The 15338-nt window shown below is 64.6% G+C and carries 13 protein-coding genes; 6 read left to right on the top strand and 7 right to left on the bottom strand.

Annotated features, from left to right (window positions below; genetic code table 11):
- Window positions 1-93: 93 nt before the first annotated feature.
- The 3 genes from AC0L2D_RS12600 to AC0L2D_RS12590 are packed head-to-tail and all read right to left on the bottom strand — an operon-like array spanning window position 94 to window position 4278.
- Window positions 94-1581 (bottom strand): aldehyde dehydrogenase, encoded by a 1488-nt coding sequence (locus tag AC0L2D_RS12600; protein WP_473541180.1) that lies wholly within the window; start codon window positions 1579-1581, stop codon window positions 94-96.
- Entirely contained in the window at window positions 1578-2780 is a 1203-nt protein-coding gene (locus AC0L2D_RS12595) for a cytochrome P450 (RefSeq protein ID WP_473541179.1), read from the bottom strand. The genes AC0L2D_RS12600 and AC0L2D_RS12595 overlap by 4 nt, the downstream gene beginning before the upstream one ends.
- 49 nt (window positions 2781-2829) lie before the next feature.
- The gene (locus tag AC0L2D_RS12590; RefSeq protein ID WP_473541178.1) at window positions 2830-4278 is read right to left on the bottom strand and encodes an APC family permease; all 1449 of its coding nucleotides are present in this window, start codon (window positions 4276-4278) and stop codon (window positions 2830-2832) included.
- Window positions 4279-4451: 173 nt separating this feature from the next.
- Here AC0L2D_RS12590 and AC0L2D_RS12585 point away from each other — a divergent pair, with 173 nt between their 5' ends.
- Genes AC0L2D_RS12585 through AC0L2D_RS12560 form a run of 6 tightly spaced genes read left to right on the top strand, consistent with a single transcriptional unit; the run spans window position 4452 to window position 10881 of the window.
- Window positions 4452-5222 carry an IclR family transcriptional regulator gene (locus AC0L2D_RS12585; protein WP_473541177.1) on the top strand — a complete coding sequence of 257 codons (771 nt, stop codon included), beginning with the start codon at window positions 4452-4454 and terminating at the stop codon, window positions 5220-5222.
- Entirely contained in the window at window positions 5222-6502 is a 1281-nt protein-coding gene (locus AC0L2D_RS12580) for a Tm-1-like ATP-binding domain-containing protein (RefSeq protein WP_473541175.1), read from the top strand. Before AC0L2D_RS12585 ends, AC0L2D_RS12580 begins: the two co-directional genes overlap by 1 nt.
- Window positions 6499-7167, top strand: coding sequence for an HAD family hydrolase (locus AC0L2D_RS12575; RefSeq protein ID WP_337123198.1), 669 nt, complete (start codon window positions 6499-6501; stop codon window positions 7165-7167). Before AC0L2D_RS12580 ends, AC0L2D_RS12575 begins: the two co-directional genes overlap by 4 nt.
- Window positions 7168-7185: 18 nt before the next feature.
- A complete protein-coding gene (locus AC0L2D_RS12570; RefSeq protein WP_473541174.1) occupies window positions 7186-8535 on the top strand; it encodes an aminotransferase class III-fold pyridoxal phosphate-dependent enzyme in 1350 nt (449 codons plus the stop codon).
- A gap of 34 nt (window positions 8536-8569) precedes the next feature.
- Entirely contained in the window at window positions 8570-9862 is a 1293-nt protein-coding gene (locus AC0L2D_RS12565; protein WP_473541172.1) for an aminotransferase class III-fold pyridoxal phosphate-dependent enzyme, read from the top strand.
- On the top strand, window positions 9859-10881 hold the full coding sequence (locus AC0L2D_RS12560; protein WP_473541171.1) for a phosphotransferase enzyme family protein: 1023 nt from the start codon (window positions 9859-9861) through the stop codon (window positions 10879-10881). Before AC0L2D_RS12565 ends, AC0L2D_RS12560 begins: the two co-directional genes overlap by 4 nt.
- Window positions 10882-10909: 28 nt before the next feature.
- Here AC0L2D_RS12560 and hpaH read toward each other — a convergent pair whose 3' ends face one another.
- From hpaH to hpaE, 4 genes are all read right to left on the bottom strand, one after another.
- Window positions 10910-11716, bottom strand: a complete 807-nt coding sequence (hpaH, locus tag AC0L2D_RS12555) for a 2-oxo-hept-4-ene-1,7-dioate hydratase (protein WP_224620780.1) — start codon at window positions 11714-11716, stop codon at window positions 10910-10912.
- On the bottom strand, window positions 11713-12585 hold the full coding sequence (locus AC0L2D_RS12550; protein ID WP_473541170.1) for a fumarylacetoacetate hydrolase family protein: 873 nt from the start codon (window positions 12583-12585) through the stop codon (window positions 11713-11715). The genes hpaH and AC0L2D_RS12550 overlap by 4 nt, the downstream gene beginning before the upstream one ends.
- A 235-nt stretch (window positions 12586-12820) precedes the next feature.
- A complete protein-coding gene (gene hpaD, locus AC0L2D_RS12545) occupies window positions 12821-13801 on the bottom strand; it encodes a 3,4-dihydroxyphenylacetate 2,3-dioxygenase (RefSeq protein ID WP_473541168.1) in 981 nt (326 codons plus the stop codon).
- Window positions 13802-13815: 14 nt separating this feature from the next.
- Window positions 13816-15333, bottom strand: coding sequence for a 5-carboxymethyl-2-hydroxymuconate semialdehyde dehydrogenase (gene hpaE / locus AC0L2D_RS12540; RefSeq protein ID WP_473541167.1), 1518 nt, complete (start codon window positions 15331-15333; stop codon window positions 13816-13818).
- Window positions 15334-15338: the final 5 nt, after the last annotated feature.

Below are 15338 nucleotides of genomic sequence, written 5' to 3'. Positions count from 1 at the left end.
GCAAAAGCCGCTGCTTGACCGGCCGCAGCGGATCGCGGCGCGATCTTGCGCGCGTCTGGAGGTCGTCAGATTCTCAGAGAGCTCAGCGTGCCGTCAAAGCGCGATCCAGGCCGTCTTCAGTTCCAAATATTTCTCCAGCGCGTGCAGCGACTTGTCGCGGCCGAAGCCGGACTGCTTGACGCCGCCGAGCGGCACGGTGATGTCGGCGCCGCCATAGGTGTTGACGTGGACGACGCCGGCATTGATGGCGCGCACCATGCGATGCGCGGTGGAGAGATTGGCGGTCCACACCGCGGAGGCAAGCCCGTAGACGGTCGAATTGGCAAGCCGAACCGCCTCCTCCTCGGTCTCGAAGCGCATGACGCCGAGCACCGGCCCGAACACCTCCTCGCGCGCCAACTGCATGTCCTGCATGACATTCTCGAAGATCGTTGGCGCCATGTAGCTGCCACCGGTCTCGGTCAGCATCCGCTGGCCGCCGGTGACGAGACGGGCACCTTCTTCCGTGGCCCTGGCGACGAAACCGAGGTTCTTGTCCAGCTGTTCGGCGCTCGATACCGCGCCGACATCGCTGGTGAGATCAAGCGGATCGCCGACTTTGAGCCGCATGGTTGCCGAGAGCAGTTCGTCCATGAAGCGGTCGTAGACCGCTGACTGGACGAGAAGCCGCGAGCCGGCGACGCAGACCTGGCCGGAATTGCGGAAGATGCCATTGGCCGAGACGACCGCCGCCTGTTTCAGGTCGGGGGCATCGGCAAAGACGATGTTCGGCGACTTGCCGCCGAGTTCGAGGAAGACGCGCTTCAGATTGGAGCGAGCGGAATATTCGAGCAGCCGCCTGCCGACCGGGCCGGAACCGGTGAAGGCGATGGCGTCGACATCCATATGCAGGCCGAGCGCCTCGCCGGTGACCGCGCCACGCCCGGTGACTACATTGAGCACACCGGCGGGCAAGCCGGCCTCGCTTGCCAGTTCGGCCAGCCGCAGCAGCGTCAGCGAGGCGATCTCAGGCGGCTTGACCACCACGCAATTGCCGGCGGCAAGTGCAGGCGCGATCTTCCAGGCACCGATCATCAGCGGGAAATTCCACGGCACGATGACGCCGACGACACCGAGCGGCTCCTTGTGGATCAGTCCGAGCACATTCTCGGCCGTCGGTGCTATCTCGCCATAGACCTTGTCGATGGCCTCGGCATAGTAGCGGATGGTGCCTGCCGCCGACAGCGGTTCTACCTTGTAGGCCATGCCGATCTCGGTGCCGTTGTCGCGCACACCGAGCACGGCGAGCTCATCGGCGTGTTTCTCGACCAGCTCGGCGAATTTCGTCAGCACCTTCTTGCGAAAGGCGGGTGCGGCGCGCGACCACGAGCCCTTCTCGAACGCCTTGCGCGCCGACTTCACGGCGCGGTCGATATCGGCGGCGTTGCCGTCGGCGATGCTGGCGAAAGGTCGGCCGTCGATCGGCGACGTCACCGGCAGGCTTGCGCCGCCTGTTGCCTCGACCTGCACGCCATCGATGAACAGGCCCTGCGCGCCGATCTCCGTCTTGCGCAGCGTTTCGATGGCATTCTGACTGATCATTGGTGACGGACTCCAAGGGAAACATGCAATGTGGTTGGCGCGCGGAATTCCCAGCCGCGAAACACCGGTTCCCTGCCCGGCACAAGGCTGAGATCGGGGAAGCGTTGGAGCAACAGCCTCACCGCAAGGCACATCTGCTCGCGTGCGAAGAACCGGCCCGAACAGAAATGATGGCCGAAGCCGAAGGCGGCATGGTTGCCTTCGTTGCGGTTGATATCGAAGCGGTCGGGATCGGCAAAGCGACTCTCGTCGCGGCTTGCCGAAGAGACGAGAGCGGCGACGGCAGCGCCGGCCGGGATCGTCACGCCGCCAAGCTCGACTGCCCGCGTCGTCTGCCGCGTCTGCGTGCCGATCGGCGCCACCCAGCGCAGGCCCTCGTTGACCGCCTTCGGCACGAAAGTCTCGGGATCGGCGAGCACCTGCCGCAATTGCTCGGGATGAGCCAGCAGGCCGGCGAGGATCGAGCCGGCGCCATGTCCGGGCTCCTGCATGCCGCCAAGCAGGATGACCTTGATGCTCGGCATCAGAAAGTCGATCGGCCGCGTCGTGCCCTCCGGCATGCCGTCATGCAGCATATGCGACAGCGCCGAGTCATCTGGCTGGCGCGCAAGTCTTTCCAGCGTCGGCAGGATGGCGTCGCCGACCTCGGCACTGATTGCGTCGGCGATCTCCTGCCGTTTCGGATCGTTCTCGAAATTGACGGCGCCCTGGGCAAGGCCGTAGAACCAGCGGCGCAGCGTCGGCATGTCGATGTCGGCAAGGCCGAGCGAGCGCGCCAGGCTGAGCGTCGACACCGGTTCGAAATAATCGGCCATCAGCTCGGCGGAGCCCTGGTTGGCGATCCGGTCGAAATAGGGCTCGGCGATCGACCGCACGAGGTCGCCGGCATAGGCGGCGACGGTGCGCGGCCGGTATTTCGGGTCGACGCCTTGGCGCAGTTGCTTGTGCGTCTCGCCATCGGTGGTCAGGATGGTCGGCTTGCCGAAGGAACGCTCAACTGGTGACGAGCCGACGACGGCGGAGAAGATCTCGGGCGACTTGGCGACGCTCTCGACATCCTTCCAGCGGGTGACGAACCAAAGATTGACCGCCGGCACGAAAGCGACCGGCGCACTGCGCCTGAGCTCTGCATAGATCGGGTAGGGATCGGCTTCCAATGCCTCGACGGTGATATTTTCGGCAAAGCTCAAATCCGCCACTCCCCTTGTGGTGTAAGGGGCGGCGTGGCATGCCGCCCCTTTGCTTTTCTCAATCTTTCAGCGGCTGGCCGAGGTTTTTGAACGCGACCGGATCGCGGCTCTTCAGGGCGCTGGCCAGCAGCAGGCCGATTATCGCGGCGATCAGCACCAGCCCCGGCAGGAACACGCCAAGGAAACCGCCGGCTCCCGACAGGCTGCCGAAATTGATGACGATCAAATAGATGATGATGACGAAGGCGATGAAGGTCAGCCCGGGCAGGATGGTGGTCTTCAGCGCATTCTCGTGGGCCGCCGGGTTGGCGCGGAAGAACATCACCACGGCAAGCGATGCCACCGCCATCATCACGATGACACCGAGCGTCGCGACATTGGTCAGCCACGAAAACAGCGCCAGCACCGGATCGAGGCCGAGCACGGCGAACAGGCCGACAACGACCGCGGCGAGCACGCTCTGGATGACGGAAGCGACATGTGGGCTCTGGTGCACCGGATGCGTCACGCCAATCGTCTGCGGCAACAGCTTCTCGCGGCCCGAGACGTAGATGTAGCGCGCAACCGCATTGTGGAACGCCAGCACGCCGGCAAACAGGCTCGACACGAACAGGATGCTCATCGCCTGCGAAAGCATCGTGCCGGCGTAGCGGTCGGACAGGCCGAACAGGAAGGTCGTCGGATCCTGCAATCCCTGCAGCGTCGGCAGCAATTTGTCGACACCGGCGCCGACCGCCATCAGCCATGCCGTGAGCATGTAGAAGACGCCGATCAGCACGACCGAGAAATAGGTGGCGCGCGGAATGGTGACCTTTGGGTCGCGGGCTTCCTCGGCATAGATCGTCGTCGCCTCGAAACCGATGAAGGCGGCGAAGCAGAACAGGATGGCGATGGCCGGCGAGCCGCTGACGATCTGGCTCCAGCTGAATGGCGCCGCCGACAGGCCGCTATCGCCGCCGGTCTTGAGGATGGCGATATCGAGGATCAGCACCACAAGATATTCGCACAGCACCAGCACCGTCAGGATCTTGGCGGAGAGGTCGACCTGCCGATAGCCGAGCACGGCGACCAGCGCGATGGCGATGAAGCTCCACACCCACCAGGGCAGGTTGATGCCCCAGCCGGCGAACAGGCCGGCGGTTGCGGCGCCCAGCAGGCCCATGACGCCGATCTGCATGGCGTTGTAGGACAGGATGGCGATCAGCGCCGTGGCGCCGCCGGCCATGCTGCCGAGGCCGCGTGCGGCATAGGCATAGAAGGCGCCGGCATTGCCGACATGGCGTGACATGGCGACATAGCCGACCGCGAACAAAAGCAGCAGCACGGTCACGATGAGATAGGTGCCGGCAAAGCCGGCGCCATTGCCCATCAGCATGCCAAGCGGCGTGCCGCCGGCGACTGCCGTGAGTGGGGCGGCCGCAGAAATCACCATGAAGGTGATGGCGCCGACGCCAAGACTGTTCTTGCGCAGCCTGTTGGCCGGCGCCTGTTCCGAGACTGCTGTCATTGATCCCTCCTGTTTGCAAACCCTTGAGTTCGCCGGCCGAATGGCCTGTCCCATGCACTCTGGTGGTTGGTTCATTATTTGAACCGTCATTTTGAATATAGACTTGCAAACAATGCTGATGCCTGTCAAGTTAATTCACACGTTAAATGATTGTCCCGAACCGGGAGGCAAATTTGAGTACGGTCGGAAAAGCGATCTCGCTTCTGGAGCTGTTCAACGTCGACGAGCCCGAGCTCGGCCTGTCCGATCTGGCGCGCCGCTCGGGCTTCGACAAGGCGACGACAAGGCGGCTGCTGGTAGCGCTGGCCGGCCGTGGTTTCGTCGAGCAGGATGCGGGTACGCGGCACTATCGCCTCGGCGCCGGCCTGTCGCGGCTGGCGCGCATCCGCGAGGCGCGCTTTCCCTTCCTGCAGACGGCCGTTCCGCTGGTGCGGGACCTGGCCGCATCGACGGCCGAGACCGTGCATTTGTCGGAATTCGGCGTCGACAGGCTGGTCACAGTCCACGTCGAGCATCCAGCATGGGCAAACCGGGTCAACATCGACATCGGTCAGTTGCTGCCTTTGCATTCGACCGCGTCGGGCATCGCCTATCTGGCCTTCGCCCGCGACGAGGCCGTCAAGGCGTGCCTGACGGGTTCGCTCGATGCCTTCACGGCCCATACGCTGATCGAGCCGGCCGCCATCTTAAGATCCATGGGCGAGGCGCGCGAGCGCGGCTATTCGATCTGCGACCAGGGCTATGAGGAAGGTGTGATCAGCGTCGCGGCGGCAATCCGCGGGGCGGATGGCTTTGCGCTCGGCACCATCGCGGTGGCGGCGCCAAAGGCCAGAACGACGGCGGCCGCGATCACGGAGCGGGGACTTGCCGTGAGGGCGGCGGCACGGGAGATTTCCATGCGCCTCAACGGTGAAAACCTGCAAACCCTGAGGAGGCAGGCCTGATGCCCTCGGAGACAGCACCCCGCATCCTGGTCATCGGCACGGGCGACACAAAGGCCGAAGAGCTGTTGTTCATGAAACAGTGCATCGAGCAGTCGGGCGGCAGCGCCGTGATGATGGATGTCAGCGTGCTGGGCGACCCGCCCTACAGCCCGGACCACGATAAGCACGCCGTGGCGCGGGCGGTGGATGTGACGGTCGCCGAGATCGTTTCGAGTGGTGACGAGAACACCGCCATGACGCTGATGGCCGGCGGCGCCGTGCAACTGGTGCGCAAGCTCCATCAAAACGGCGAGATCGACGCCTTCATCGCCATCGGCGGTTCGATGGGAACCGATCTGGCGCTCGACGTGGCGCTTTGCCTGCCGCTCGGCGTGCCGAAATTCGTCGTCTCGACCATCGCCTATTCGCACCTCATCCCACCCGAGCGCGTCGCGCCCGACCTGATGATGATCCTCTGGGCGGGCGGGCTGTACGGCCTCAACTCGATCTGCAGGCTGGTCCTGTCACAGGCCTGTGGTGCGGTCGTCGGCGCGGCCAGGATCGTGCTGGAGACTCGCATGTCGGCTCCGGCAATCGGGCCGACCATCGGCATGACCTCGCTCGGCAGCAGCTGCCTGCGCTACATGAAGACGCTGAAGCCGGCGCTGGAACAGCGCGGCTATGACGTTGCCGTCTTCCACACCACCGGAATGGGCGGCCGTGCCTTCGAATCGATTGCCGGTCAGGACCATTTTTGCGCGGTGTTCGACTTCAGCCTGCAGGAGATCACCAACCATCTCGCGGGCTCAGTCGTCAGTTCCGGCGCCGACCGGCTGGAGAATGCCGGTGCCCGCGGCATTCCGCAGATCGCAGCACCCGGCGCGGTCGACATGGTCGACCTGCCGACCTGGCAGGATTTGCCGGCTAAATTCTCGAAGCGGCCGTTTCACGCCCATAACAGGCTGATCGCTTCGATCACCGTCGATGCCGACGATCGCCGCCAGGTCGCCAGGACCATCGCCGCCAAGCTCGGTGCCGCCAGAGGCCGCTCCGCCTTCATCCTGCCGTCCCAGGGCATCCAGGAATGGGACGTGGAGGGCGAGCCGCTCTATGAGCCGGAAGCCCTGGCCGCCTTCACTGACGAAATTCGCAAGGTCATTCCCGCCGGCGTCGAGTTCCACGAGATCGACGCTCACATCAACAGCGACGACTTCGTCGGCAAGGCGCTCGAGATCTTCGACCGCTGGGTCGAGGAAGGCATCGTCCCGCGCGGCAAGCCGGCCGAGGGAGTGGCGGCGTGAGTGCTGTTCCCGCCCAGGCGCTTGTCCTCGATTTCGGCGGCGTCGTCACCCGCACGCTGTTCGAGACCCACGCCTTGACCGAACAGGCGCTCGGCCTCGCGCCGGGGACGCTGCAATGGCGCGGGCCGTTCGATCCGGGCAGCGATCCGCTGTGGCGCGCCATGCAGGCCGACGAGATCAGCGAGCGTGACTATTGGCGCACACGCACAAGCGAGGTCGGCCGTCTGGTGGGCGAGGACTGGCAGGCGATGGAGACCTTCGTCCGGCGCGCGCGAGGGGCCGAGCCGGAAAAGGTGGTGCGGCCGGAGGCTGACAGCACCATTCGCACGGTACATGCCGCCGGTTTTCGACTGGCCATCCTGTCCAATGAACTCGACCTGTTCTACGGCGCCGACTTCCGCCAGCGGCTGCCGTTGCTCGGCCTCTTCGATGTTATCATCGACGCCACTTACACCGGCATCCTCAAGCCCGATCCGCGCGCCTATGCCTTCGTCACCGAGGCGCTTGGCCTGCCGGCCGGCGCTTGCGTCTTCGTCGACGACCAGCGGCGCAATGTCGATGGCGGCTGTGCTGCCGGCATGCGCACGGTGCATTTCGACGTCGCTCGCCCGGCTCATTCCTATGCCGAGGCCCTCGGCCATTTCGACCTCGTCCCAGTTGCCTGAGATTTTGCGGAGTCCATTATGCGCGACATCAATTTTCTCACCGAAACCAACGCCAAGCCGATCTGGCATCCGATGGCGCATCCGGCCGAGATGCGGGCAAACCCGCCAAAGGTGATCATGAAAGGCGAGGGTGTGATGGTCACCGACATCGCCGGCAACACCGTGCTCGACGCCGTCGGCGGCCTGTGGAACGTCAATCTCGGCTACAGCTGCGACCCGATCAAGAAAGCGATCGCCGACCAGCTTGGCGCGCTGCCCTATTATTCCGGCTTTCGCGGCACCTCGACCGGCCCGTCGATCGAGCTCGCCTACGAACTCTGCGAATGGTTCGAGCCAGAAGGCATGGTGCGGACGTTTTTCACTTCGGGCGGCTCGGATTCGGTCGAAACGGCACTTCGGCTGGCGCGGCAGTACTGGAAGATCCGCGGCCAGGCCGACCGGACCAAGTTCCTGGCGCTGAAGAAAGGCTACCACGGCACGCATTTCGGTGGCGCGTCGGTCAACGGCAACGCCAATTTCCGCCGCAACTACGAGCCGCTGCTGCCGGGCGTCTTCCACATTCCTGCGCCCTGGACCTTCCGCAATCCGTTCGACGAGACCGACCCAGTGCGGCTGGCAAAACTCTGCGCCAGGGCGCTGGAGGACGAAATCGCCTTCCAGGGCGGCGATACCATCGCCGCTTTCATCATGGAGCCGGTTCTCGGCGCCGGCGGCGTCATCGTTCCGCATGAGAGCTTCATGCCGCTGGTGCGCGAGATCTGCGACCGCCACGAGATCCTTTTGATCGCCGATGAAGTTGTCACCGGCTTCGGCCGCACCGGCGCCTGGTCGGGCTCGCGGCTGTCCGGCGTGAAGCCCGATTTCATGACCATCGCCAAGGCGATCACTTCGGGTTATTTCCCGCTCGGCGCCACTTTGATCGGCGCCAAGGTCGCCGATGTCTTCGAGGCCGACAAGACCAGCTTCGGCGCCATCGGCCATGGCTATACCTATTCCGGCCATCCTGTCGGCTGTGCCGCGGGTCTGGCGGCGCTTGCCGAGACCAAACGGCTGCGCCTGAACGAGAACGCGGCCGCGCGTGGTGTCGAACTCGCAGCCGTGCTGGAGGGGCTGAAGGCGAAGCATGCGATCGTCGGCGATGTCCGGTACAAGGGCCTGATGGCGGCGCTGGAGCTGGTCTCGGACCGCGCGACGAAAAAGCCCGCCGACAAGAAGACCATGGCATTGGTTTCGGAGGCGGCCTACGAGGCCGGCGTCATGCTGCGCGTCTCCGGTAACGCCATCATCCTGTCGCCGCCGCTTATCGTCAGCGCCGCGGATGTCGCGAGGATCGGCGAAGCATTGGATGCAGGCCTGTCGAAGGTCTGACGGTTTATTGGAGAGAACGGAGTTTCGAGACGCAATGACTCAACCGCAAGAAGCGCTGGTTAGCCGGCGCTCGCGCCTGCTCGGTGCGAAATCGCAATTGTTCTATGACGAGCCCGTGCACCTGGTGCGCGGCGAAGGCGTCTGGCTCTACGATGCCGACGGCCGCAAATATCTCGACGCGTACAACAATGTCGCCCATGTCGGCCACTGCCACCCCTATGTGGTCGAGGCCCTGTGCCGGCAGGCAAGCCTGCTCAACACCCACACGCGCTATCTGCACACCGCCATCCTCGACTATGTCGAGCGGCTGACCGCGACCTTCGATGCCAGCCTGTCGACCGCTATCCTGACCTGCACCGGCAGTGAGGCCAACGACATCGCGCTGCGCATGGCGCAGGCCGCCACCGGCCGCATGGGCATCATCGCCACCGACGCCACCTACCATGGCAACACCACGGCGGTTTCGCAGCTCAGCACCCGCATGCCGCCGGTCGGTGGCCGCGCCCGCAATGTTAGGCTGGTGCCGGCGCCTGACAGCTATCGCCATCCGGATGCGATGGCCAACGGCAAAGCCTTTGGCGACGCGGTGCGCGAAGCCATCGCCGCGCTGGCAAAGGACGGTATCGGCCTGTCCGGCATCATCCTTTGTCCGCTGCTCGCCAATGAAGGCTTTCCGACGCTCCCATCCGGCTTTTTCGACGACGCGATGCGCGCGGTGCGTGACGCCGGCGGACTGGTCATCGCCGACGAGGTGCAGCCTGGTTTCGGCCGCACCGGCAGTCATTTCTGGGGCCACCAGCGCGCCGGCTTCGTTCCCGACATCGTCACCATGGGCAAGCCGATGGGCAACGGCCATCCAATCGCCGCCGTGGTCACATCAAGGGAGATATTGGCGACCTTCCGCAACGCCTTCCGTTATTTCAACACCTTCGGCGGCAATCCGGTTTCCTGCGGGGTGGCCAATGCCGTTCTCGACGTCATCGAGCAGGAAGATCTCGTTGCCAACGCGCGTGACGTCGGCGCCTATGCACTCAACCTGCTGCGCCCGCTCGCCGATCGCCATGAATGTATCGGCGAGGTCAGGGGCGCTGGCCTGTTCTTCGGCGCCGAACTGGTTCACGACCGCAAGACGCGCGAACCGGCGCCCGACATTGCCGAGCAGGTCGCCAACCGGATGCGCCAGCGCGGCGTGCTGATGGGCAAGACCGGCATCCACGGCAATGTGTTGAAGATCCGCCCGCCAATGCCGTTCTCCCGCGACAATGCCGACTTCCTGATCGGCGTCCTCGACGAAGTGCTTGGCGAAGTCGGCGGAGTGAAGGCGTGAGCGCAGTCTCCGCGCAATCCGAACCCGAGACGGCAGCCGATGTCACGGCGCTGGCCAGGCGCGCGCTCGCCCATTGGGGCATTGATGAGGGTGAGCCGGAGCTGCTGAAATTCCGCGAGAACGCGGTCTTCCGGATCCGTCTGCCCGATGGCCAGCCGGCCGCCATGCGCATTCACCGGCTTGGCTATCACACGGACGCCGCCCTGCGCTCGGAACTGCAATGGATGGGTTTTCTGCAATCGGCCGGCATCGCCACGCCATCTGCGGTCGCCACGCCGGCTGGCGATCTGTTCGTGCTTGTCAGCGCGAATGCCTCAATGCAACCCCGGCAAGTCGATTGCCTGAGCTGGCTGGAAGGCCGCGCCGTCGGCGCGCGAGGCGTGCCGCTGGATTTTACGCCCGAGCAGGCAAGACAGATCTTTACCGAGATCGGGCGAACCATCGCCCACATGCACAATGTCACAGCAGCCTGGACGCCTCCGTCCGGCTTTGCCCGCCATGCCTGGGATTTCGACGGCTTCTTCGGCGCGAACCCGAATTGGGGGCGTTTCGAGACCTCGCCCTTCCTCGACGGTCCTCGCCGCGAACTGGTTTTGCGGGCGCGCGAAAAGGCCGTGCGCGCGCTATTGAGGTATGAACGCAGTGCCCGCAATTTCGGCATCATCCACGCCGACCTGGTGCGCGAGAATGTGCTCCTCCATGATGGTGCGATCCGCATCATCGACTTCGACGATTGCGGCCATGGCTGGCACATGTACGACCTTGCCGTCGCGCTTTACCAGAACCGCGATGAGGCGATCTATCCGCTGATCGAGGCCGCTTTGCTCAAGGGCTATCGGCAGGAGCGCGAACTGACGGCGCGCGACATCGCCGCGCTGCCGCTGTTTTCTGCCTTGCGGGCCTTCGCCTTCCTCGGCTGGGTGCAGAGCCGCGTCGAAGGCGACATCACCAGGGAGGTCGGCTTGCGCATGTCGGCCATCGCAGCCGATGTGGTGATTGCCTATCTGCATGGCGAATAAGGCCGATTGATAAGAACTGGCGGAACCGTCAGCCCTTCGCGAAATGGATGCTGACCGTGCCCGAACTGCCGAAATCGGCGACGATCGTGTCGCCGGGTCGCGCCTCGACCGGACGCACGAACGACCCGGAGAGAACGACCTCGCCGGCAGCGATCGACATGCCGTAGCGGGCGAGCCTGTCGGCCAGCCAGGCAATGCCCATCGCCGGATGGTTGAGCACGCCGGCGCCAAGCCCGGTCTCCTCGACCTCGGCATTGCGCGAGACGATGGCGCCGATCCAGCGCATGTCGGCTTCATCAGGCCGCTGCGGCCGGCCGCCGATGACGATGCCGGCATTGGCGGCATTGTCTGAAATGGTGTCGAAGAAGGTACGCGCCTTCTTCGTCTCCGCATTGACGCGCTCGATGCGCGTATCGAGGATTTCGAGCGCCGGCGTGATGTAGTCGGTGGCGTTGAACACGTCGAAGATCGTCACGCCGGGGCCTTTCAGCGGCGCCTTCATGACGAAGGCGATCTCGGCCTCGACGCGGGGCTGGATAAAGCGGCCGGCCGGAACCGACGCGCCGTCATTGAAGAACATGTCGTCGAACAGCACGCCCGAATCCGGCGTGTCGATGGCGAGCGCATATTGCATCGCCTTGGAGGTGAGGCCGATCTTCCAGCCCTTCGGCTTCAGCCCGGCATCGATCTTGCGCGTCACCAGCGCTGCCTGCACGCGATAGGCATCCTCCATCGTCGCCTCGGGAAAATCGAGGCTGAGCAGCCGGATCTGGCGGCGTGAACGCTCGGCCTCGAACAGCCGTGCCGCGGCGTCTTCCACTTGCTCCGGGGTCATGCTGCTTCCTCGTCGACGACGCCGTTTTGAAGCATGCCAATGCCATCGGCCTCCACCTCGATCACATCGTCCGGCTTCAGCCAGATCGGCGGCACGAAGCGGGCGCCGGCGCCCGTCGGCGTGCCGGTGACGATGATGTCGCCCGGCACCAGCGTGGTGAAGGTCGAGACATAGGCGATAATCTTGCGAAACGAGAAGATCATCCGGCTGGTGCGGTCCTGCTGGCGGATTTCGCCATTGACGCGGGCGGTCAGCGCGATGTCGGCGATCTGCGCCTCGTGGGTGAACGGCACCAGCCATGGGCCGATTGAACCGCTGCGGTCGAAATTCTTGCCTTGCGTGACGTTGAACTTGGCATGCCGCACCCAATCGCGGATGGTACCTTCATTGCACAGCGACAGTGCCGCAATATGGCTGAGCGCGTTGGCCTCGGCAATGCGCCGTCCCGCCTTACCGATGACGATGACGATTTCGCCCTCATAGTCGAGCTGCGGGGATTCCGGCGGCCGCACCAGCGGCGCGCCATGGCCGACGAAGGAGCGGGGAAAACGGACGAACAGCGACGGATTCGAGGGTGCTGCCTGGCCGTCCTTGTACTCCTCGTTGCGGTCCGGATAGTTGACGCCGACGCAGATGATCTTTTCCGGCGACGGGATCGGGATTTCATAGGCGATGGCGTCGAGCGGGAAATCGGTCGGGAAGGCCTCCGCCTCTTCCGCCAGCCGCCGCAAGGCCCCGGCCTCGATCACTTCGCGCAGTGTCGGCCACTGGCCGTGGCGCGCCGACAGGTCGACGACACCCTTGCTGGTGACCGCGCCATAGCGCGCCTTGCCGCCGACGGTGAAGGTGGCGAGCCGTGCGTGGTTCATGCTGCGGCTCCGGCGATGGTGGTGGGCGAGGTTGGAGCTCTACGGCGCCCCCCTCTGTCCTGCCGGACATCTCCCCCACAAGGGGGGAGATCGGATGTCATCTCTGCCTTCGCCAATTTCCAACGCTGCAAGAGAGGCGCTGACCATGGGCCTAGCCAATCTCCCCCCTTGAGGGGGAGATGTCCGGCAGGACAGAGGGGCGCGCCACGGAACGCTGACATCTACAAAATCCCACTCACGGCGCAATAATCGGCGAAGCCGCCAAATCCGGCTGGCGCGCCTCCGCCCCGGCAAACGCACTGCCCTCCTCGAACCAGCTTTTCGGCGCTGGCGCGCCCCACAGCGTCTGGCGCTGCGGGTCCTTGAGGTCCCATTTGATCGGCTCCAGGTCCGGATCGACCGTCTGGTAGTCCGAACAGTAGATCTCGATACGGTGGTTGTCCGGATCACGGACATAGAGGAAGAAGGCGTTGGAGATGCCGTGCCGGCCAGGGCCGCGTTCGATGTTCGGCAAATAGCCGGTGGTTGCCATCAGATCGAGCAGGTCGATGATGTTGAGCGGCGTCGGCACCCAGAAGGCGACGTGGTGCAGGCGCGGCCCGATGCCGTTGGTGAAGGCGATGTCGTGGACGCCGCCCTTGCGGTGCGTCCATGCCGCCCACAGTCTTCCGGTTGCGGCATCCTCGGTGTATTCGGTGACGCGAAAACCGAGCTCGTTGTAGAAGGCGACGGACTCGTCGACATTGGGCGAGAAGCAGTTGAAGTGGTCGATGCGCAGCGGCTTGACGCCCTTGTAGAGCGCATATTTCTGATGGATGGGCGGCAGCCTTTCCATCTGGGCATAGAACTCCAGCGGAATCCCGTGCGGGTCGCGCGTCCGAAAAGTGCGCGACTGGTAGGGCCGCTCGACCCATTCCACCGGCAGGCCCTTGCCCTTGAAGAAATACTCGGCCTTGTCGAGGTCCTCGTCCGAAAAGACCTTGAAGCCGAGATCGCGCGCCTCGGCTGCGGCCGCCTTCTTCAGCACGATGCAATGGTGCCCGCGCTCCTCCAGCGCCCTGAGATAAATGGTGTCCGATGTCTCGTCGGTAACCTGCAGGCCGAGCGTGTCGACATAGAAGGCGCGGGATTTGGCGAGGTCGGTGACAGCCAACTCGACATGGCTGAGGCGCACGATGTTGAAGGCGGGGTAGAGATTGGGTTTGGGCAAGGGCATCCGATTTCCTCCGGTCAGCCGCCGAGTTTCTGGATCGCGTGCGCCGTCGTCGCGAAGGCGACGTTCTTCGTCTCCATGTAGAAGTCGAAGGAATGGTCGCCGCCGTCGCGGCCGATGCCGGAATTCTTGACGCCGCCGAAGGGGGTCGGCAAATGCCGCACGTTCTCGGAGTTAACCCAGATCATGCCGGCCTCCAGCGCATCGGTGAAACGGAAGGCGCGGGTCACGTCAGAGGTCCAGAGATAGCCGGTCAGGCCGTATTGCGTGTCGTTGGCCAGCGCCAGCGCTTCCGCCTCGTCGTTGAACGCAATGGCGCTCAGCACCGGCCCGAAAATCTCCTCCTGCGCGATGCGCATGCCGTTGGTCACGTTGGTGAACAGGGTCGGGCCGACATAACAGCCGCCTCCCGGCCCTTCGACCTTGCCGCCGCCGACGGCCAGCGTCGCCCCCTCCGACCTGCCGATGTCGATATAGGACAGCACCTTCTTTTCATGCACCGGATGAATCAGCGGCCCGACCACCGTTTTCGGATCGAGCGGGTGGCCGACGACGATGCGCTTCGCCCTCTCCGCGACTTTGGCGGTGAAGCTTCCATAGATCGAGGCTTCGACCAGAAGCCGCGACGACGAGGTGCAGCGCTCGCCATTCAGCGAATAGATCATGAACACGGCGGCGTCGGCGGCGCGCTCGAGATCGGCGTCGGCAAAGACGATCACCGGGTTCTTGCCGCCAAGCTCGAAATGCACGCGCTTCAGCGTGCCGGCGCCTTGCTTCATGATCATCGAACCGGTGCGGCTTTCGCCGACAAAACCGATCGCCTTGATGTCGGGATGCTCGGTCAGCGCCTTGCCGGCGTCTTCACCAAGGCCGTTGACCAGGTTCCATACGCCTTTCGGCAGGCCGGCCTCCTCGGCGATCTCGACCAGCAGGCGGGCGGTCAGCGGCGAGAATTCAGCCGGCTTATGAACCACGGTGCAGCCGGCCGCCAGCGCTGGCGCAATCTTCCACGTCGACAGCATGAACGGTGTGTTCCACGGCGTGATGATGCCGACCGGGCCGATCGGCACCCGCGTCGTCATATTGACCTGGCCTGTCGTACGCAGTGTCTCGCCGTCGCGCGCTTCGGGCGCGCGGTCGGCGAAGAAACGGAAATTCTCGGCACCGCGCAGCGCTGCCTTGGCCATGAACTTCAGCGCCTGGCCGGTATCCATGCATTCGACAAAAGCGATCTCCTCGGCGCGCGCTTCGATTGCGTCGGCGATTTTGTGCAGCAGCTTCTTGCGTGCCTCGCCAGGCATGGCCGCCCAGGCTGGGAACGCCGCCTTCGCCGCCTTGGCGGCGCGGTCGATGTCGGCGGCGCCGCCGCGCGCGACGCTTGCCAGCGGCTTGAGGTCGACCGGCGACAGCGTTTCGAACGTCGCGCCATCGAGGGCCGGCACCGCCTCGCCGCCGATCTGGTTCAAAACGCCATCGCGCTTGAAGCGGGCCAGATAGGCCTCGGACTTTTTCAGATTGCCTTGCAGGTCGGACATGTCGG

This window comes from Mesorhizobium sp. WSM4833 (assembly GCF_055811095.1).
The sequence above is the reverse complement of the archived record's forward strand: the minus strand, read 5'-3'. Positions and strand labels throughout refer to the sequence as shown.

Excerpts from the sequence above, each read along its gene's own strand:
- AC0L2D_RS12600 (WP_473541180.1), bottom strand. The coding sequence starts at position 1,581 with ATGATCAGTCAGAATGCCATCGAAACGCTGCGCAAGACGGAGATCGGC.
- AC0L2D_RS12590 (WP_473541178.1), bottom strand. The coding sequence starts at position 4,278 with ATGACAGCAGTCTCGGAACAGGCGCCGGCCAACAGGCTGCGCAAGAAC.
- AC0L2D_RS12580 (WP_473541175.1), top strand. The coding sequence starts at position 5,222 with ATGCCCTCGGAGACAGCACCCCGCATCCTGGTCATCGGCACGGGCGAC.
- AC0L2D_RS12570 (WP_473541174.1), top strand. The coding sequence starts at position 7,186 with ATGCGCGACATCAATTTTCTCACCGAAACCAACGCCAAGCCGATCTGG.
- AC0L2D_RS12565 (WP_473541172.1), top strand. The coding sequence starts at position 8,570 with ATGACTCAACCGCAAGAAGCGCTGGTTAGCCGGCGCTCGCGCCTGCTC.
- hpaH (WP_224620780.1), bottom strand. The coding sequence starts at position 11,716 with ATGACCCCGGAGCAAGTGGAAGACGCCGCGGCACGGCTGTTCGAGGCC.
- AC0L2D_RS12550 (WP_473541170.1), bottom strand. The coding sequence starts at position 12,585 with ATGAACCACGCACGGCTCGCCACCTTCACCGTCGGCGGCAAGGCGCGC.
- hpaD (WP_473541168.1), bottom strand. The coding sequence starts at position 13,801 with ATGCCCTTGCCCAAACCCAATCTCTACCCCGCCTTCAACATCGTGCGC.
- hpaE (WP_473541167.1), bottom strand. The coding sequence starts at position 15,333 with ATGTCCGACCTGCAAGGCAATCTGAAAAAGTCCGAGGCCTATCTGGCC.